Origin of the sequence: Pseudonocardia tropica, assembly GCF_040105315.1 — a bacterium.
Taxonomy (GTDB): Bacteria; Actinomycetota; Actinomycetes; order Mycobacteriales; family Pseudonocardiaceae; genus Pseudonocardia; species Pseudonocardia alni.
On record NZ_JBEDNP010000003.1, the window covers coordinates 307,525 to 325,065 of the forward strand.

At 74.6% G+C, this 17,541-nt stretch carries 17 protein-coding genes; 12 read left to right on the forward strand and 5 right to left on the reverse strand.

The features are described 5' to 3' along the window. Positions 1-14: 14 nt before the first annotated feature. Positions 15-1,325, reverse strand: a complete 1,311-nt coding sequence (locus WHI96_RS07060; protein ID WP_345642788.1) for a bifunctional o-acetylhomoserine/o-acetylserine sulfhydrylase — start codon at positions 1,323-1,325, stop codon at positions 15-17. A 280-nt stretch (positions 1,326-1,605) separates the two neighbouring features. On the opposite strand from WHI96_RS07060, the gene yaaA reads away from it, so the two are divergent. The 4 genes from yaaA (at position 1,606) to WHI96_RS07080 (ending at position 6,126) form a co-directional block, all read left to right on the forward strand. Beyond that, a complete protein-coding gene (yaaA, locus tag WHI96_RS07065; protein WP_345642791.1) occupies positions 1,606-2,355 on the forward strand; it encodes a peroxide stress protein YaaA in 750 nt (249 codons plus the stop codon). A 38-nt stretch (positions 2,356-2,393) separates the two neighbouring features. Further along, positions 2,394-2,864 (forward strand): hypothetical protein, encoded by a 471-nt coding sequence (locus WHI96_RS07070; RefSeq protein WP_345642794.1) that lies wholly within the window; start codon positions 2,394-2,396, stop codon positions 2,862-2,864. A 304-nt stretch (positions 2,865-3,168) separates the two neighbouring features. Then, positions 3,169-4,095: an RIO1 family regulatory kinase/ATPase domain-containing protein gene (locus WHI96_RS07075; protein WP_345642797.1), complete on the forward strand. Its 927-nt coding sequence runs from the start codon at positions 3,169-3,171 to the stop codon at positions 4,093-4,095. A gap of 258 nt (positions 4,096-4,353) precedes the next feature. Next, complete coding sequence (locus WHI96_RS07080; protein WP_349302352.1) at positions 4,354-6,126, forward strand: DEAD/DEAH box helicase; 1,773 nt, start codon at positions 4,354-4,356, stop codon at positions 6,124-6,126. Between the two features lie 45 nt (positions 6,127-6,171). Here WHI96_RS07080 and WHI96_RS07085 read toward each other — a convergent pair whose 3' ends face one another. Beyond that, a complete protein-coding gene (locus tag WHI96_RS07085; RefSeq protein WP_345642800.1) occupies positions 6,172-6,600 on the reverse strand; it encodes a LapA family protein in 429 nt (142 codons plus the stop codon). Positions 6,601-6,771: 171 nt separating this feature from the next. Beyond that, positions 6,772-7,239: a GNAT family N-acetyltransferase gene (locus WHI96_RS07090; protein ID WP_345642803.1), complete on the reverse strand. Its 468-nt coding sequence runs from the start codon at positions 7,237-7,239 to the stop codon at positions 6,772-6,774. Positions 7,240-7,293: 54 nt separating this feature from the next. On the opposite strand from WHI96_RS07090, the gene WHI96_RS07095 reads away from it, so the two are divergent. Next, complete coding sequence (locus WHI96_RS07095) at positions 7,294-8,685, forward strand: mycothione reductase (protein WP_345642806.1); 1,392 nt, start codon at positions 7,294-7,296, stop codon at positions 8,683-8,685. A 3-nt stretch (positions 8,686-8,688) separates the two neighbouring features. On the opposite strand, the gene WHI96_RS07100 is transcribed toward WHI96_RS07095, so the two are convergent. Continuing rightward, on the reverse strand, positions 8,689-9,498 hold the full coding sequence (locus WHI96_RS07100; RefSeq protein ID WP_345642809.1) for a lysophospholipid acyltransferase family protein: 810 nt from the start codon (positions 9,496-9,498) through the stop codon (positions 8,689-8,691). Positions 9,499-9,851: 353 nt separating this feature from the next. On the opposite strand from WHI96_RS07100, the gene WHI96_RS07105 reads away from it, so the two are divergent. From WHI96_RS07105 to WHI96_RS07135, 7 genes are read left to right on the forward strand one after another with little or no spacing between them, the layout of a single operon-like run. Then, entirely contained in the window at positions 9,852-10,580 is a 729-nt protein-coding gene (locus WHI96_RS07105) for an alpha/beta hydrolase (protein WP_345642812.1), read from the forward strand. Then, positions 10,577-11,884: an NAD(P)/FAD-dependent oxidoreductase gene (locus WHI96_RS07110; protein WP_345642815.1), complete on the forward strand. Its 1,308-nt coding sequence runs from the start codon at positions 10,577-10,579 to the stop codon at positions 11,882-11,884. The genes WHI96_RS07105 and WHI96_RS07110 overlap by 4 nt, the downstream gene beginning before the upstream one ends. Then, positions 11,881-12,657, forward strand: coding sequence for a DUF1365 domain-containing protein (locus tag WHI96_RS07115; RefSeq protein ID WP_345642817.1), 777 nt, complete (start codon positions 11,881-11,883; stop codon positions 12,655-12,657). The genes WHI96_RS07110 and WHI96_RS07115 overlap by 4 nt, the downstream gene beginning before the upstream one ends. Next, positions 12,654-13,961 carry a class I SAM-dependent methyltransferase gene (locus WHI96_RS07120; protein WP_345642820.1) on the forward strand — a complete coding sequence of 436 codons (1,308 nt, stop codon included), beginning with the start codon at positions 12,654-12,656 and terminating at the stop codon, positions 13,959-13,961. The genes WHI96_RS07115 and WHI96_RS07120 overlap by 4 nt, the downstream gene beginning before the upstream one ends. An 11-nt stretch (positions 13,962-13,972) precedes the next feature. Continuing rightward, positions 13,973-15,337: a class I SAM-dependent methyltransferase gene (locus tag WHI96_RS07125; RefSeq protein WP_345642823.1), complete on the forward strand. Its 1,365-nt coding sequence runs from the start codon at positions 13,973-13,975 to the stop codon at positions 15,335-15,337. Further along, complete coding sequence (locus WHI96_RS07130; protein WP_345642826.1) at positions 15,334-16,143, forward strand: DUF1295 domain-containing protein; 810 nt, start codon at positions 15,334-15,336, stop codon at positions 16,141-16,143. The genes WHI96_RS07125 and WHI96_RS07130 overlap by 4 nt, the downstream gene beginning before the upstream one ends. 32 nt (positions 16,144-16,175) lie before the next feature. Further along, positions 16,176-16,640 carry a peroxiredoxin gene (locus WHI96_RS07135; RefSeq protein ID WP_345642829.1) on the forward strand — a complete coding sequence of 155 codons (465 nt, stop codon included), beginning with the start codon at positions 16,176-16,178 and terminating at the stop codon, positions 16,638-16,640. A gap of 24 nt (positions 16,641-16,664) precedes the next feature. Here the strand turns inward: WHI96_RS07135 and map are convergent, their stop codons facing one another. After that, entirely contained in the window at positions 16,665-17,522 is an 858-nt protein-coding gene (gene map, locus WHI96_RS07140; protein ID WP_073578284.1) for a type I methionyl aminopeptidase, read from the reverse strand. Between the last annotated feature and the right edge of the window lie 19 nt (positions 17,523-17,541).

Here is a 17,541-nt window from a genome sequence, read left to right on the forward strand (position 1 = left end):
AATCAGATCCGCGCTCAGGCGCCCTTCGCGGCGCGGAACCCGGCGTCCAGGTCTGCCTTGAGGTCCTCGATGCCCTCGAGGCCCACCGACAGCCGGACCAGGCCCGGGGTCACGCCGGACGCGACCTGCTCCTCGGCCGAGAGCTGGCTGTGCGTCGTCGAGGCCGGGTGGATGACCAGGCTGCGGACGTCGCCGATGTTGGCCAGGTGGCTGTGCAGCTCGAGGGCGTCGACGAACTTCTTGCCCGCCTCGATCCCGCCCTGCAGCTCGAACGCCACGATCGCGCCGCCGCCCTTGGGCAGGTACTTCTTCTGCAGCTCGTGCCACGGGCTCGACGGGAGGCCGGCGTAGTGGACCTTCTCCACCTCGTCGCGCCCCTCCAGCCACTCGGCCAGCGCCTGGGCGTTCTGGTTGTGCCGGTCGATCCGCAGCGACAGCGTCTCGATGCCCTGGATGATCAGGAAGGCGTTCTGCGGGGAGATCGCCGGGCCGAGGTCGCGCAGCAGCTGCACCCGGGCCTTGATGATGTAGGCGATCGGGCCGACGGCGTCGGTGAACACCGCGCCGTGGTAGCTGGGGTCCGGCGTGGTCAGGCCCGGGAACCGGTCCTTGTTCGCGACCCAGTCGAACTTCCCGGAGTCGACGATGATGCCGCCGACCGAGGTGCCGTGCCCGCCCAGGAACTTGGTCAGCGACTCCACGACGATGTCGGCGCCGTGCTCGATCGGCCGGACCAGGTACGGCGTCGGGACGGTGTTGTCGACGATCAGCGGGACACCGGCCTCGTGCGCGACGCCGGCGACGGCGGCGATGTCGAGGATGTTGCCGCGCGGGTTGCCCAGCGTCTCGCCGTAGAGGGCCTTGGTGTTCGGCCGGATCGCGGCCTTCCACTCCTCCAGGTCGTCGGGGTCGTCGACGAAGGTGACCTCGATGCCCAGCTTCGGGAAGGTGTAGTGGAACTGGTTGTAGGTGCCGCCGTAGAGCGAGGCGCTGGAGACGATGTGGTCCCCGGCCTCGGCGATGTTCTGGATCGCCAGCGCCTGCGCGGCCTGCCCGGACGCGACGGCCAGGGCCGCGGCCCCGCCCTCCAGCGCGGCGACGCGCTGCTCCAGCACGTCCTGGGTGGGGTTCATGATCCGCGTGTAGATGTTGCCGAACTCGGCGAGCCCGAACAGGTTCGCGGCGTGGTCGGTGTCGCGGAAGACGTAGGACGTGGTCTGGTAGATCGGCGTCGCCCGGGCGTTCGTGGTCGGGTCGGGCGCGGCGCCGGCGTGCACCTGCTTGGTCTCGAACGACCAGTTGGCGGTGGTGTCGGGATCGGTCACGATGGGCTCCTCTTCGGGTCGACCGCCGATGTGCGAGGTGCCGAGGCGGGCGGACCCGGGTCGGTCTGTCTCGGCGGCTGGTGGCTGTGGGGCGGGGCGGACGCGGACGTGCGTGGGCCCTCGGACGAGCGCGGGTCAGCGGCCGGGGCGACAGGCCGCGCTCGTGATCCGCATGCAGTCGACGTGGATGCGCGCCACGAGGCAGGTCACGGGCCCGAACCTAGTGCGGTCCCCCGGCGGGCACAACGGTCGCACGCGGTGATCACTACTCTGATGCGCCGTGCTCGTCCTGCTGCCCCCCTCGGAGACCAAGCGCGCCGGCGGCGACGGCCCGCCGCTCGACCTCGCCGCTCTCTCCCACGACCCCGACCTCGGCCCCGTCCGCACGCAGCTGTGCGACGAGCTCGTCGCGCTCGCCGCCGACCGTCCGGCCGCTCGGGCCGCGCTCGGCGTGTCGCAGCGCCAGGACACCGAGATCGACCGCAACGCCGCGCTGTGCACGAGCCCGACCCTGCCCGCGCTGGACCGCTACACCGGGGTCCTCTACGACGCCCTCGACGCCGGCTCCCTCACCCGCGCCACCCGGGACCGGGCCCGGTCCCGGCTCGCGGTGTGCTCGGCGCTGTTCGGGCTGCTCGGGGCCGACGACCCGATCCCGCCCTACCGGCTCTCGGCGGGCTCCAAACTCCCCGGCTCGGGCACCCTGGCCGCGCGCTGGCGCCCGGCGCTCGACCCGCTGCTGGCCCGCATCGCCGACGGCGAGCTCGTCGTCGACCTCCGCTCGGGCGGCTACGCCGCCCTCGGCACGGTCCCCGGCGCGGTGACCGTGACCGTGCTGGCCCAGCGCCCGGACGGGAGCCGGTCGGTCGTCAGCCATCACAACAAGTCGCACAAGGGCGGCCTGGCCCGGCTGCTGGCGACCTCGCGGGCCGAGCCCGCCGACGCCGGCGCGGTGGCCCGGATCGCGCGGCGGGCGGGGCACCTCGTCGAGCGCGACGGCGACCACCTGGATCTCGTCATCCCGGCCTGAAGCCGCGCACCGAGTCGGACATACGGCATGATCCGGGCATGGTCGAACAGCTGAACCCGTGGGTCGACGCCGTGGGCCCGGTGTGGCGGTTCCTGGCGGTGTTCGTGATCGGCGTGGTGCCGTTCCTGGAGTCCTACACGGGCACGCTGGTCGGGACGGTCACCGGCATGCCGGTGCTCCTCGCCGCCGCCGGGGCGGTCGCGGGCAACGTGCTGGCCCTGGTCGTCGCGGTGCGGCTGGGCGACCGGGCCCGGCGGGGACTCGGCCGCCGCGCGTCGCGGCCGCCGTCGGAGCGGCGGCGGAAGGTGATCGCCCGGGTGGACCGGTACGGCGTCCCGGTCGCGTCGCTGCTCGCCCCGACCCTGATGGCGATCTCGCTGACCGCGTTCGGGATGGTCGCGGCGGGGCTGGACCGGCGGCAGGTCGTGATCTGGCAGGTCGTGACCGTCGTGGCGTGGGCGGCGCTGTTCGCCGCGATCGGGCTCGGCGCGCTCAGCGCCTTCGGCTGACCGGCCGCGCCGACCGCCGGTGCGGCGGGGGGTCGTCCGCCGACCTGCGACACGGAAGGAGCCGGCCGTGCGGCGCGGAAAACCGGTGGCGGGCCGGGACGGCGTCCGGCAGGGTCGCCACCGGCCGGAGGGACCGGTGGCGCGGCAGGACCGCGCGGTGCGAGCGGGGAGGTGCGTACCGATGGCCGTTCGTCGTGTCCGGGTGCGCAGCGCGTGCCCGACCGCACCGTCCCCGTCGCGCGGCACGACCGGTCCCTGAGGACCGGCTCCGCGCGGCACTCCCCCGCAGCCTCCGGAGCCGCACGTGTACTCCTCCGACCGTCCCGACCCCGTCCGCCGTCGCCGCCGCTTCGACGACGACGAGCCCCGCCCCCGTCCCGGCCGCGCCGACACCGCCGCGCTCGCCCTCGACGGGCGGGCCGGGCACGACCCCGACACCGCCGAGGTCCCCGGCGGTGGCGACCGCTGGTCGACCTGGCCCGGGCTGCCCGCCGGTGCCCGCGGCCCGCATCCCCGCCCCGGCTGGCTGGTGACCGACGCCGGCGCCGTCGACCACGAGCGCGGGGTGCTCAAGACCGGCAAGGAGGCCGACGTGCACCTCGTCGAACGCGGTCTCCCCGGCCACGACGGGGTACTGCTCGCCGCCAAGCGCTACCGCGACCCCGCGCACCGCATGTTCCACCGCGACGCCGGATACCTGGAGGGGCGCCGCGTCCGGCGCTCCCGGGAGACACGGGCGATGGCGCAGCGCACCGCGCTGGGCCGCGACCTCATCGCCGGGCAGTGGGCGGCGGCCGAGTTCGCCGCACTCGCCCGGCTGCACTCCGCGGGGGCCCCGGTGCCCTACCCGGTGTCGGTCGACGGGACCGAGGTCCTGCTGGAGTTCCTCGGCACACCCGACGGGCGCGCCGCACCCCGGCTCGCCGCACTGCGCCCGGACGACGGCCGGCTGACCGCGCTGTGGCACGACCTCGTCGACGCCCTCGGCGTGCTCGCCGACCTCGGCTGGGCGCACGGCGACCTGTCGGCCTACAACGTGCTCGTCCACCACGGCCGGGCGGTGCTGATCGACCTGCCACAGGTCGTCGACGTCGTCGGGAACCCGCGGGGACCGGAGTTCCTGGACCGTGACGTCCGACGCATCGGCGAGTGGTTCGTCGCGCGCGGGCTGGACCCGGCCGCCCCCGCCGACCTGCTGTCGGACCTGCGGGAACGGTCCCGGATCGGCTGACGGCCCGCCGCGCCCGCCGGGACGCGGCCGGGACGCCCCGGGCCGCGTCCCGGCGGCCGGACGAGGTCCCGCCGCCGCCCGGCACCGGCACGGGGCGTAGTGTCGATCGACGAGCGCCCGGCCGGTCTGCCGCCGGGCCGAGCCCTTCCATCACGGAGCGCGCACCGCGACGACGCACCGCCGCGCCCGGGCCCGTCGGCCGAGCACACCTCCCCCGAGGTCTCCGCAGGACGTGCCACGTTCTCGAGGAGACCTGTCGTGACCAGGCCGCAGTTCCGCCCGCCGTCGTCCGACGCCGGCACCACGTCCGACCGCCCCGCCCGTCGGCGGGCCACCCGCCCGTCCGGGCCGTCCGCCGACGGCGGCGCCCATCGCGGGTCGGCCCGGCGCGACGACCGCCGCGGCGACGACCGCCGCGACCGTCCCGCCCGGGACGACGACCGCCGCGACGCCCCGCGTCCGGCCCGGGGCGCCCGCACCGGGGGCCCCGCCCGCGGTGAGCGCTCCGGCGCCCCCCGCGCCGACCGCCCCACCCGGGGCGAGCGCTCCGGCGGCGGCAACCGCGCCGAGCGTCGCGAGCACCTCCAGGACGGGAGCCGGGTCGACCGCGGCCCCGCCCGGTCCTCCTCGCGCGGCGGTGACCGTCCGGCCGCCCGTCGCGGCCGCCGCGGTGGTGGCGCCGCCGCGTCCCGTCCGGCCCCGGCCCGCGCCGCCGCCGTCGCCGCGCCCACGGCGGAGCCGGAGCCGCAGTGGGTCGAGCCCGAGGACGGCATGCCGTCGTTCGCCGAGCTGGGCCTGCCCGAGCGCCTGACCAAGGCGCTGGCCGAGCAGGGCTTCACCGCCCCGTTCCCGGTGCAGGCGGCGACGCTGCCCGACACCCTCGCCGGGCGCGACCTGCTCGGACGCGGCCAGACCGGGTCCGGCAAGACCCTCGCCTTCGGGCTCGCGCTGCTGGCCCGCCTGGCCGGGGAGCGCTCCCGCCCGACCGCCCCGCGCGGCCTGGTGCTGGTCCCGACCCGCGAACTCGCCACCCAGGTCGTCGAGGTCCTGAAGCCGCTGGCGAAGGCGGTCGACCTGCGGGTGACCGACATCGTCGGCGGGATGTCGATGAACAGGCAGGTCGCCGAGCTCCGGCGCGGGGTCGACCTGCTGGTCGCCACCCCGGGCCGGCTGTCCGACCACCTGCAGCAGCGCACCTGCGACCTGTCCGAGGTCACGATCACCGCGCTGGACGAGGCCGACCGCATGGCCGACATGGGCTTCCTGCCCCAGGTCCGCGCGATCCTCGACCGCACCCCCGCCGACGGGCAGCGCCTGCTGTTCTCCGCGACCCTCGACGGCGACGTCGACACCCTGGTCCGACGCCACCTCACCGACCCGGTGACCCGCTCGGTCGCCCCGCCGACCGGCAGCGTCGCGACGATGGAGCACCACGTGCTCGTCGTCGACCGCGACGACCGGTCCCGCGTCGTCGCCGAGATCGCCGCCCGGGAGGGCCGCACGATCCTGTTCGTGCGCACCAAGCACGGCGCCGACCGGATGGTGCGGGTGCTGCGCCGCGAGGGCGTCGCCGCCGGGCCGCTGCACGGTGGGCGCTCGCAGAGCCAGCGCAACCGCGCGCTCGACGACTTCCGCTCCGGCGCGGTGCCGGTGCTCGTCGCCACCGACGTCGCGGCCCGCGGCATCCACATCGACGACGTCGGGCTCGTCGTGCACGTCGACCCGCCCGCCGACCCCAAGGCCTACCTGCACCGTGCCGGGCGTACCGCCCGGGCCGGGGAGGACGGCGTCGTCGTGACGCTGGCGATGCCCGAGCAGCGCGCCGAGGTGGACCTGCTCACCCGCCAGGCCGGGGTCTCCGCCGAGGTCTCGACGGTCCGCCCGGGTCACCCGGACCTGGTCCGCGTGACCGGTGCCCGGGAGCCGTCCGGCGAGCCGATCGTCGTCGCCAAGCCGCCGAAGCAGGCGCCCCGCCGCCGCCCGGCCGCCGGCGGCGCCGCGCGCACCGACCGGCCGCGCCGCCGGCGCTGACCGCCCCCGGGTCGCGGCCGCGTCCCCGGCCGCGACCCGTGCGGGTCAGCCCCGCCGTGCCTGCCGGCGCAGCTGCAGGATCCGGCCCGTCCCGGGCACGGCGACCAGCAGGATCCCGGCGATCGCGGCGAACAGCAGCGCCACCCCGGTGGGCAGCGTCCCGGTCAGCCACAGGAAGGTGATCGCGACCGGCTCGGTGTTCTGCAGGATGAACACCAGCAGGAAGATCAGCACGACCGCCGAGAGGATCAGCGCGGCCCACAGCCCGCCGGTGCGGGTGTGCGGGACCGCGCGCTTCTCGGTGGTGGCCTCGGAGTCCGGGCCACCGCCCTCCACCGGCACCGCCACGGTCGGCTGCTCGGCCGTGGGGTCGGGTGTGCGCAGCGCCGGATGGGTCGCCGGGTCCGCCGTCGGGTCCTCCGGTCCGACCCGCCCCCAGGCCGGGGAGTCGCCGCCCCGTCGGTCGTCGCTCATCCGTTCCGCCTTCCTCTCCCAGCGTGTCCGCTCGTGCACCCGCTCGGTCCGGGCACGCGCGGGAGTATCGCGCACTCGGCTCCCCGGCGACGGCGACGCGCGGGGCACGCCCGTCGTCCGGTCGTGCGCCCCCGCCGGACCTGCGCGAGCGGGCCGCGGGCCGAGCCCCGCTCAGGGGCGGCGGCGCTCCATCGGGACGTGCGGGATGCCGTCCTCGACGAAGAGCTCCCCCGCCGGCACGAAGCCGTGCCGGGCGTAGAACGGCACCTGGACCTCCTGGGCGTCGAGCACGCAGGGGCGGTCGCCGACCTCGGCGAGCACCGAGTCCATCAGCCGGTGCCCCAGCCCGCGTCCGCGCGCGTCGGCGCGGGTGCACACCCGGCCGATCCGCAGCACCCCGCCGGGGTCGGCCAGCAGCCGCAGGGTGGCCACCACCGTGCCGCCGTCGGCCAGCCAGTGGTGCCGGGTGCGCGGCTCGAGGTCACGCCCGTCGAGCTCCTGGTACGGGCACTCCTGCTCGACGACGAAGATCTCGGTGCGCAGCGCGAGCAGCGCGTACAGGGTGGCCGGGTCGAGGTCGGCGGCCCAGGCGCGGTGCAGGGTCGGGTTCGTCGCCGCGGCCGGTGTGGGAACGGTCATCTGCAGAGGGGTACCAGAGCGTCGCGAGGCCGCGGAAGCGGTTAGCCTCGCGACGTGGCCCACCATGATCTGGTCGTCATCGGCACCGGTTCCGGAAACTCCTTCGTCGACGAGCGCTTCGCCGGCCTCGACGTGGCGTTCGTCGAGCACGGGGTGTTCGGCGGGACCTGCCTGAACGTCGGGTGCATCCCGACCAAGATGTACGTCTACGCCGCGGACGTCGCCGAGACCATCCGGCACGCGCACACCTACGGTGTCGACGGCACCGTCGACAAGGTCCGCTGGACCGACATCCGGGACCGGGTGTTCGGCCGGATCGACCCGATCTCCGACGGTGGGCGCTCCTACCGGGTCGACCGCAGCCCCAACGTCACCGTGTACTTCGGGCACGCCCGCTTCACCGGCGAGCGCGAGCTGGGCGTCGAGCGCACCGACGGCTCCGGCACCGACACCGTCAGCGGCGACCGGATCGTCATCGCCGCCGGGTCGCGGCCGAGCATCCCGCCGCAGGTCGCGGCGGCCGGGGTGCCGTTCGAGACCTCCGACACCGTGATGCGCATCGACGACGTCCCGCGCCGGCTCGCGATCCTCGGCGGCGGCTACATCGCCGCGGAGTTCGCGCACGTGTTCTCCGCGCTCGGCGCCGAGGTCACCCTGATCGCCCGCGGGCCGAAGCTGCTGCGCCACCTCGACCACACGCTGTCCGACCGGTTCACCGAGGTCGCCACCGCCCGCTGGGACTGCCGGCTGGGCCGCCAGGTCACCGCGCTGTCCGGCGACGGAAGCGGCGGCCCCGGCGAGGTGGAGATCACCCTCGACGACGGCTCCACCGTCGTCGCCGACACCCTGCTGGTCGCCACCGGCCGGATGCCCAACGGCGACCGGATGGACCTGGACCGGGGCGGCGTGACCGTCCACGCCGACGGCCGGGTCGCCGTCGACGAGTACCAGCGCAGCGTCTCCGCCGCGGGCGTGTGGGCGCTGGGCGACGTGAGCTCCCCGCACCAGCTCAAGCACGTGGCCAACCACGAGGCGAAGATCGTCGGGCACAACCTGGCGCACCCGGACGACCTGCGCGCCACCGACCACGACTTCGTCCCGGCGGCGGTGTTCACCGAGCCGCAGATCGCCTCGGTCGGCATGACCGAGACCGAGGCCCGCGACGCCGGGTTCGACATCGCGGTCAAGGTGCAGAACGTCGGCGACGTCGCCTACGGCTGGGCGATGGAGGACCGCACCGGCATCTGCAAGCTGGTCGCGGAGAAGGGCACCGGGCGGCTGCTGGGCGCGCACCTGCTCGGGCCGCAGGCGTCCACGCTGGTCCAGCAGCTGATCCAGGCGATGGTGTTCGGCCAGACCGTCTCCGAGATCGCGACCGGGCAGTACTGGATCCACCCGGCGCTGCCCGAGGTCATCGAGAACGCCCTGCTCGGCCTGGAGATCTGAGGCTCAGCCGGCGGCGCGCTCGGCCGGGTCGAGCGGCTCGCCGGGCGCCTCCGGACGCGGCCGCGCCTCCGGGTCGTACGTCGTCGCCGGGCGGGTCTCCCCGCGCAGCTCCTCGAGCAGCCCGGTCACCGCGTCCATGATCTTCGCGGTGGCCGCGTCGAGGGTGGTCTTCGTGAGCGGCTTCCCGGCGAACTCCGAGAGGTCCACCGGCGGGCCGAGCGCGACCGTGACGCGCTTGCGCGGGAACGGCGTCGGCTTCCCGTCGGCGGGCAGGAAGTCCTGGGTGCCCCAGTTCGCCATCGGGATCACCGGGGCGCCGGAGCGCAGCGCGATCCGGGCGACGCCGTTCTTCGGCTTCATCGGCCAGTGCCCGGGGTCGCGGGTGTAGGTGCCCTCCGGGTAGATCGCGACGATCTCCCCGCGCCCCAGGGCGTCGATCGAGCCGGTGAACGACTCCGCGGCCCGCTTCGACGACCGGTACACCGGGATGTGCCCGCCGTGCCCGAGCACCCATTTCACCACCGGCACCGACCACAGCTCGCCCTTGGCCAGGAACCGCGGGATCCGGCCGTGCGCGGTGCCGAACGCGATGTCGAAGATCGGGTCGGAGAACGAGACGTGGTTGCCGACCAGCAGGGCGCCGCCGGTGCGCGGCAGGTGCTCCGCGCCGCGCCAGCCCAGCCGGGTCCCGAAGACGACGAACGGCCAGATGACCGCGATCGCGAGCCCGAACCAGAAGCCCGACCCGCGACGCCGGCGCCGCACCGTCGCCACGACCTTCTGCCACACCGTCAGCTCCGGTGGCACGCCCATCGTCGTCGTCCTCTCCCTGCCCGTCCGTCCGCGGCGCCCGGTCCCGGGCGCACGCCCATCTTCGCCCTTCACGACGGCAGGGTGCGTCCGTGGTCCTACCCACCCCGGCCGTGACCACCGGAGGTGACGCGCACCTCACCCGTTCGAGCGATCCCCGCGCAACGAGATCTCTCGACGAGCGAGCTACCGCGGGGCCGATCTAGGCTCGGCGGGTACCCACCGGTCGCGGACCGTGTCCGGGCCGACCCGATGTGAGGACGGTCCCACCGACCGGCCACCACCGGGCCGCCGGACGAACACGCGCCGAGACCGTTCCGGTGCCCCGTGCACCCCGTCCCCCTGCGAGGCGCCCCGTGCCCGATCCGAGTCCGTGGCTGGAGAACGCCGGCGACCGACACCCCGAACCGGCCGGTGTCGTGCTCGTCGCCCACGGCGGGAAGTCGCACTCCACGGCGCCCGCCCGGCGCGGGCTGGCACTGCTGCGCATGCTGCCGTTCGCCCACTCCCTGGAGCGCGGCGGGCGCGCCCACCGGACCGAGGTGGGCTCGGGCGTCGCGGTGCACCTGCTGCGCTACCGGCTGAAGGGCTGGAACGGCTCCGCCATGGACGCCCACCGCGACGCCGAGTGGGCCGTCCACGAGCTCGCCCGCCGCTACCCGGGACGCCCGACGGTGCTCGTCGGGCACTCGATGGGCGCCCGCGCGGTGCTGCGGGCGGCGGGAGCGCCCGGCGTCGTCGCGGTGTGCGGGCTCGCGCCGTGGCTGGAGGGCTCCGACCCGGTCGACCAGCTCGCCGGGCGGTCGGTGCTGATCGCCCACGGCGACCGGGAGCGGATGACCGACCCCGCCGCGTCCTACGCCTACGCCCTGCGCGCGCGGTCGGTGACCGACCGGGTCGCCCGCTTCGACGTGCTCGGCGACGGCCACGCCATGCTCCGCCGCGCCGGTGACTGGACCTCCCTGGTGCGACGTTTCGCACTCGGCGAGCTCGGGGCCGAACCCCGTGACCCGGTCATCTCGAACGCCATGGCGGAACCCGCCCCGGCCGGGCTGCGGGTCGCCCTCGAAGGAGTTGACAGGTGAGTGCACCGCAGGCGCGTCCGACCGTCGCCGTCGTCGGCAGCGGGGTGTCCGGTCTGACGGCCGCCTACCTGCTGTCCCGCAGCCACGACGTGACGCTGTACGAGGCCGACGCCCGCCCCGGCGGGCACGCCCACACCCACGAGCTGGCGTCCTCGGACGGCGGGACCACCCACGTCGACTCCGGGTTCATCGTCCACAACGACCGGACCTACCCGAACCTGCTGCGCCTGTTCGGCGAGCTGGGGGTGTCCACCCAGGACTCCGACATGTCGATGTCGGTGCGCTGCGACGGCTGCGGGCTGGAGTACGCCGGCGCCCGCAAGCTGGGCGGGCTGTTCCCGCAGGCCTCCAACCTGGCCCGGCCCGCCTACCTGCGGATGCTCGGCGAGGTCGTGCGGTTCCACCGGCACGCCCGCCGGGTGCTGTCCGAGGAGTCCGCCGGCGACGTGACGCTCGGGGCGTTCCTCGCGATCGGCGGCTACTCCCGCTACTTCGTGCAGCACTTCATGATCCCGGTGGTGTCCTGCGTGTGGTCGGCGGGCGCGGCACTCTCGCTGGACTACCCGGCGCGCTACCTGTTCACCTTCCTCGACCACCACGGCCTGCTCGGGATCGGCGGCTCGCCGCAGTGGCGGACCGTCACCGGAGGGTCCCGCTCCTACGTGGACCGCGTCGTCAAGCAGCTCCCGGCGGTGCGCACCGCGACGCCGGTCCGCTCGGTGCTGCGCTCGGCCGCGGGCGTCGAGGTCCGCGACGACGCCGACTCCGTCGCCGCGTTCGACCACGTCGTGCTCGCCACCCACCCCGACCAGGCGCTGGCGGTCCTCGGCGACGGCGCGACCGCCGACGAGCGGGCCGTGCTGGGGGCGTTCAGCTACTCCCGCAACGAGACCTGGCTGCACCACGACACCTCGCTGCTGCCGCGCCGGCGCGGCGCCCGGGCGTCGTGGAACTACCTGAAGCCGGCCTGCGCGGACACCACGGGCGGGCCGGGCGGATCCGACGGCACCGCGGCCCCGGTGCTGGTCAGCTACGACATGAACCGGCTGATGCGCCTCACCGACCCCGACGACTGGGTGGTCACGCTGAACGGCACCGGCCGGATCGACCCGGACGCCGTCGTCGCGCGGATGACCTACGAGCACCCGGTGTACACACCGGAGTCGGTGGCCGCGCAGCGCCGCCTGCCCGAGCTCACCACCCCGGTCACCGCCTACGCCGGCGCCTACCACGGCTGGGGCTTCCACGAGGACGGCTGCGCCTCGGGGGTGCGCGCCGCCCGCGCTCTCGGGGTGAGCTGGTGAGCACCCCGGCGCTCTACGACGCCGAGGTCCGTCACGCCCGCCGGCGCGACCTGGAGACGGCGTTCTCGCACCCGGTCTACTACTGGCTCGTCGACCTGGACGCGCTGCCGCGGCTGCCGTTCTGGCTGCGCCCGTTCGCCCGCTTCGACGCTCGCGACCACCTCGGGGACCCGGAGCGCGGGATCCGGGAGAACGTCGACACCTACCTGGCCGCGCACGGCATCGACCTGGCCGGGGGCCGGGTCCTGATGCTCGCCCACGCCCGGGTGCTCGGCTACGTGTTCAACCCGATCTCGGTGTTCTGGTGCCACCGCGCCGACGGCACGCTCGCCTGCGTGGTCGCGGAGGTGCACAACACCTACGGCGAGCGGCACTGCTACCTGCTGCACCCCGACCCGTCGGGGCGGGCGAGCGTGGACAAGGAGTTCTACGTCTCGCCGTTCCTCACCGTCGACGGCCACTACACGATGCGCCTGCCCGAGCCCGGTGACCGGCTCGGCATCGCGGTCACGCTGCACCAGGACGGTGCGCCCGCGTTCGTCGCCACCCTGGCCGGGATCCGCAGGCCCGCGACGACCCGGCAGGTGGCGCGCACGGTGCTGCGCCGCCCGCTGGTCACCCAGCGGACCGCGGCGCTGATCCGGCGGCACGGCATCGCGCTGTGGACGAAGCTGCCGGTCGTGCCGAAACCGGCCCGGCCACCACAGAACCGCGCGGGCCTCCCCGACGAACACTCCACACAGGATCAGCACCAGGAAGGGGTCACGCGATGACCATGCAGCACGACGGGATCGCCGTGCCCACCCCCGGTGGCGTGCGCGGCACCCGGCCCCGTACGCACGCCGTGCCCCGCCCCAACGAGGGTGTGTGGCCCGGTCTGGCGACACCGCCCGTGGCTCCGGCCAAGGCCCGGATCGCGGAGTCGCTGTTCCGCAACGCGGTCCGGTCGCTGCCGGTGCGGGTGGTGTTCCCCGGCGGGGAGCGGCTCGGTGCGGGCGGCCCGACCTCGCCGGTCATGCGCATCGAGCGCCCGTCGGCGTTCTTCCACCGGCTCGGCGCGAACTCCAAGATCGGGTTCGGCGAGTCGTACATGGTCGGCGACTGGACGACCACCGACCTGCCCGGGCTGCTCACCCCGTTCGCCGCCCGGCTGTCGACGCTGGTGCCGCCCGCCCTGCAGCGGCTGGGCCGCCGGTTCGCCGAGGCCCGCCGGCCCACCGCCGAGGTCAACTCGGTCGAGGGGTCGCGGGAGAACATCCACCGCCACTACGACCTGTCCAACGAGCTGTTCTCGCTGTTCCTCGACGACACCATGTCCTACTCCGCCGGCTGGTTCGCCGACGGTTCCGACGACCTCGTCCTCGCCCAGGAACGCAAGATCGACGGCATCCTGGACATGGCGGGCGTCGAGGCCGGGATGCACGTGCTGGAGATCGGCACCGGCTGGGGCGGGCTCGCGACGCGGGCCGCGCAGCGCGGCGCCCGGGTCACCACGCTGACGATCTCGCAGGAGCAGAAGACCCTCGCCGAGGCGCGGCTCGCCGAGGCGGGCGTGGCCGACCGGGTGCAGGTGCTGCTGCGCGACTACCGCGAGGCCCAGGGCTCCTACGACGCCGTCGTGTCGGTCGAGATGATCGAGGCCGTCGGCGTCGAGTACTGGCCGACGTACTTCGCCGCACTGGACCGGCTGCTCAAGCCGGGCGGGCGGGTCGGCCTGCAGTCGATCACCATGCCGCACGACCGGATGATGGTCGCCCGCAACGACTACACCTGGATCCACAAGTACGTCTTCCCCGGCGGGATCATCCCGTCGGTCGAGGCCATCGAGGACACCCTCGCCCGGCACACCGGCGGGCTGCACGTCGCCGAGCGCCGGAGCCTGGGCTACGACTACGCCCGCACCCTGGGCCACTGGCGCACCCGCTTCCTCGAGCGGTGGGACGAGGTCGAGGCGCTCGGCTTCGACGAGACGTTCCGGCGGATGTGGGAGTTCTACCTCGGCTACTGCGAGGCCGGGTTCCGCGTCGGCTACCTCGACGTCTTCCAGTTCTCGCTGCAGCGCCGCCCGTCCTTCTGAGAGGTGCCCCCATGACCACCACCCCCGCGGAGCGCCTCACCTCGCTCCTGGAGGACGTCCTCGGCGCCCCGCTCCCGGTGCGGCTGCGCGCCTGGGACGGCAGCGAGGCCGGCCGGACCGGCACCCCCGACGACCCGACCCCGCCGACGGTGGTCGTCAACCGGCGCCGGGCCCTGCGCCGGCTGCTGTGGGCGCCGGGCGAGCTCGGCCTGGCCCGCGCGTTCGTCTCCGGCGACCTGTCCGTGGACGGGGACGTCGCCGACGGGCTGTCCCGGTTCTGGGCGCTCGCGAAGCCGGGGACCGGTTCGGCGACGCTCGACCTGCGTCAGAAGCTGGGTGCGCTGGGCACCGCGGCCCGGCTCGGCGCCGTCGGCCCCCCGCCGCGGCCGCCGGCGTCGGAGGCCCGGCTGGGCGGGCGGCGGCACAGCCGTCGCCGCGACCGCGACGCGATCAGCCACCACTACGACCTGTCGAACGAGTTCTACGCCTTCCTGCTCGATCCGCAGATGGCGTACTCGTGCGGCTACTGGACCCGCGACGAGGGGCCCGGCTACACCCTGGTCGACGCCCAGCGCGACAAGCTGGACCTGATCTGCCGCAAGCTCGGCCTGGCGCCGGGGATGCGGCTGCTCGACGTCGGCTGCGGGTGGGCCTCGCTGCTCGTGCACGCGGCCGAGCACTACGGCGTGCACGCCACCGGCGTGACCCTGTCCGCCCAGCAGCGCGACTACGGCGTCGAGCGCGTCCGCCGGGCGGGGCTGTCCGAGCGGGTGGAGATCCGGCTGCAGGACTACCGCGAGATCTCCGAGCAGCCCTTCGACGCCGTGTCCTCCATCGAGATGGGCGAGCACGTCGGGCAGGAGAACTACGGCGTCTACGCCGCACAGCTGCACCGCATGCTGCGCCCGCACGGACGCCTGCTGCTGCAGCAGATGTCGCGCGGGTCGGTCGGGGCGAACACCGCACCGGGCGGCGGCGCGTTCATGGAGGCCTACGTCGCGCCGGACATGTACATGCGCCCGCTCGGTGAGACCCTCGGGTTCCTGGAGCAGGCCGGGCACGAGATCGTCGACGTGCACTCGCTGCGCGAGCACTACGTGTGGACGGTCCGGCCCTGGCTGGAGACGCTGCAGGCGCACCGCGACACCGCGGTCCGGATGATCGGCGAGGAGCAGTGGCGGATCTGGCTGCTGTACCTGGCCGGCGCCGCGCTGGCGTTCGAGGAGAACCGGATGGGCGTGCACCAGATCCTCACCGTCCGCCCCGGTGCCGACGGCACCTCCGGGCTCCCGCGCAGCCGCACCGGGATCCTGGGGCTCGACCCGGCCGTCGGGTCCGCCCCGGCGGGCGCGCCGTCGCCGGCCGCGACAGCATGACCGGGGTGAACCCGTTCCCCTGGGCGGCGTGGGCCGTCAACCTCGGCGTCACCGCCGTCGCCGTCGCCGTGCTCATGGCCCTCGCGTACGCGATCGGCGTGCGGCGCGGCCGGCACGACGGCGTCGACGTCGTATGGGGGCTCGGGTTCGTGTGGGTCGCGTTCGTCACCGCGGTGACCGCGACGGCCCTCGACCCGACCGGCGACGGCTGGCGGCGCGCCCTGGTGGTCGTGCTCGTCGCGGTGTGGGGCGGGCGGCTGGCCCGCCACATCGCGCGGCGCAACCACGGGAAGCCCGAGGACCGGCGCTACGTCGACCTGCGCGAGCGCGGCTCGATCGGCCGGCGCGTCTACCTCACCCAGGGCGCGGTGATGTGGGTCGTCTCGCTGCCCGTGCAGGTCGCCCAGTACGGCACCGCGGCCGGGGGATGGCTGGTCGCCGTCACCGTGCTCGGCGTGCTCGTCTGGGCGGTCGGGTTCACCTTCGAGTCCGTCGGCGACGCCCAGCTCGCCCGGTTCACCGCCGACCCCGCGAACCGCGGCGAGGTGATGGACCGCGGGCTGTGGCGGTTCACCCGCCACCCCAACTACTTCGGCGACGCCTGCGTCTGGTGGGGCCTGGGCATCCTCGCCCTGCACCACCCGGCCGGGCTGATCGGCCTCGTCGGGGTCGCCGTGATCACGGCGAACCTGATGAAGGGCACCGGCGCGGCGCTGCTGGAACGCGACATCGCCGACCGGCGCCCCGGCTACGCCGACTACGTCCGCCGCACCAGCGGGTTCCTCCCGCTGCCCCCACGTTCCTGACCCACACCGCACCCGCGACCCGAGGAGACACCATGACCGTCGGCGACACCGCCACCGACTTCGAGCTGCCCGACGAGGCCGGCGCACCACGCCGGCTGTCCGACCTGCTGACGGCCGGGCCCGTCGTCCTGTTCTTCTACCCGGCCGCGATGACCGGTGGCTGCACGGCCGAGGCCTGCCACTTCCGGGACCTCGCGGCCGAGTTCGCCGAGGTCGGCGCGCAGCCGGTCGGGATCTCCTCGGACCGGCCGGACAAGCAGAACATGTTCGCCGCCGCGAACGGCTTCGGGTTCCCGCTGCTGTCCGACGCCGACCACGCCGTCGCGAAGTCCTTCGGTGCCTACCGCGCCTGGCTCCCGGGGAACTTCCACACCCGCCGCAGGACGTTCGTGATCGGCCCGGACCGCGCGGTCCTCGCCGAGATCGGGTCCGAGACCGACATGAACAAGCACGCCGACGAGGCGCTGGCCCTGCTGCGCGAGCGCGCCGCCGCCTGACCGCACACGCCGGGCGGCCCCGCCTCAGGGCAGGGTCAGGATCTCGGCGCCGTCGTCGGTCACCACGATGGTGTGCTCGAACTGCGCGACCCACGACTTGTCCTTGGTGACGACGGTCCAGTCGTCGTCCCAGGTGTCGTAGTCGATGCCGCCGAGGGTGATCATCGGCTCGATGGTGAAGGTCATCCCCGGCTCGAGGACGGTGTGCACGTCGGGCTGGTCGTAGTGCAGTACGACCAGCCCGGAGTGGAACTCGTGGGCGATGCCGTGGCCGGTGAAGTCGCGGACCACGCCATAGCCGAAGCGCTTGGCGTAGGACTCGATGACCCGGCCGACGACGTTCAGCTCACGCCCGGGGCGGACGGCCTTGATGGCGCGCATCGTGGCCTCGCGGGTGCGCTCGACGAGCAGCCGCGCCTCCTCCGACACGTCACCGGCGAGGAAGGTCGCGTTGGTGTCGCCGTGCACGCCGCCGACGAACGCGGTGACGTCGACGTTGAGCACGTCGCCGTCGTCGATCACGGTCGTGTCCGGGATGCCGTGGCAGATGACCTCGTTGAGGCTGGTGCAGCAGGACTTGGGGAAGCCGCGGTAGCCCAGCGTCGAGGGGTACGCGTCGTGGTCGACGAGGAACTCGTGGACCACGCGGTCGATCTCGTCGGTGGTGATGCCCGGGCGGACGGTCTCCCCCGCGAGCTGCAGCGCCTGGGCCGCGATCTTCCCGGCGTGGCGCATCAGCTCGATCGTCTCGGGCGTCTGGATGTCGCCGCGGCGGCTGCGTGCCGGGGCCGGCTTGCCGACGTACTCCGGACGCGGGATGTGCGACGGCACCTCGCGACTTGGGGTCGGCGTACCGGGGACGAGCAGCGTGCGGGTCGACATGACCCCCATCGTACGTCCG

What these genes read in the sequence shown, in the direction of transcription:
- WHI96_RS07100 (WP_345642809.1), bottom strand. Translation starts at nt 9,498, where the DNA reads ATGGGCGTGCCACCGGAGCTGACGGTGTGGCAGAAGGTCGTGGCGACG.
- WHI96_RS07130 (WP_345642826.1), top strand. Translation starts at nt 15,334, where the DNA reads ATGACCGGGGTGAACCCGTTCCCCTGGGCGGCGTGGGCCGTCAACCTC.
- WHI96_RS07090 (WP_345642803.1), bottom strand. Translation starts at nt 7,239, where the DNA reads ATGACCGTTCCCACACCGGCCGCGGCGACGAACCCGACCCTGCACCGC.
- WHI96_RS07120 (WP_345642820.1), top strand. Translation starts at nt 12,654, where the DNA reads ATGACCATGCAGCACGACGGGATCGCCGTGCCCACCCCCGGTGGCGTG.
- WHI96_RS07135 (WP_345642829.1), top strand. Translation starts at nt 16,176, where the DNA reads ATGACCGTCGGCGACACCGCCACCGACTTCGAGCTGCCCGACGAGGCC.
- map (WP_073578284.1), bottom strand. Translation starts at nt 17,522, where the DNA reads ATGTCGACCCGCACGCTGCTCGTCCCCGGTACGCCGACCCCAAGTCGC.
- WHI96_RS07125 (WP_345642823.1), top strand. Translation starts at nt 13,973, where the DNA reads ATGACCACCACCCCCGCGGAGCGCCTCACCTCGCTCCTGGAGGACGTC.
- WHI96_RS07085 (WP_345642800.1), bottom strand. Translation starts at nt 6,600, where the DNA reads ATGAGCGACGACCGACGGGGCGGCGACTCCCCGGCCTGGGGGCGGGTC.
- WHI96_RS07070 (WP_345642794.1), top strand. Translation starts at nt 2,394, where the DNA reads ATGGTCGAACAGCTGAACCCGTGGGTCGACGCCGTGGGCCCGGTGTGG.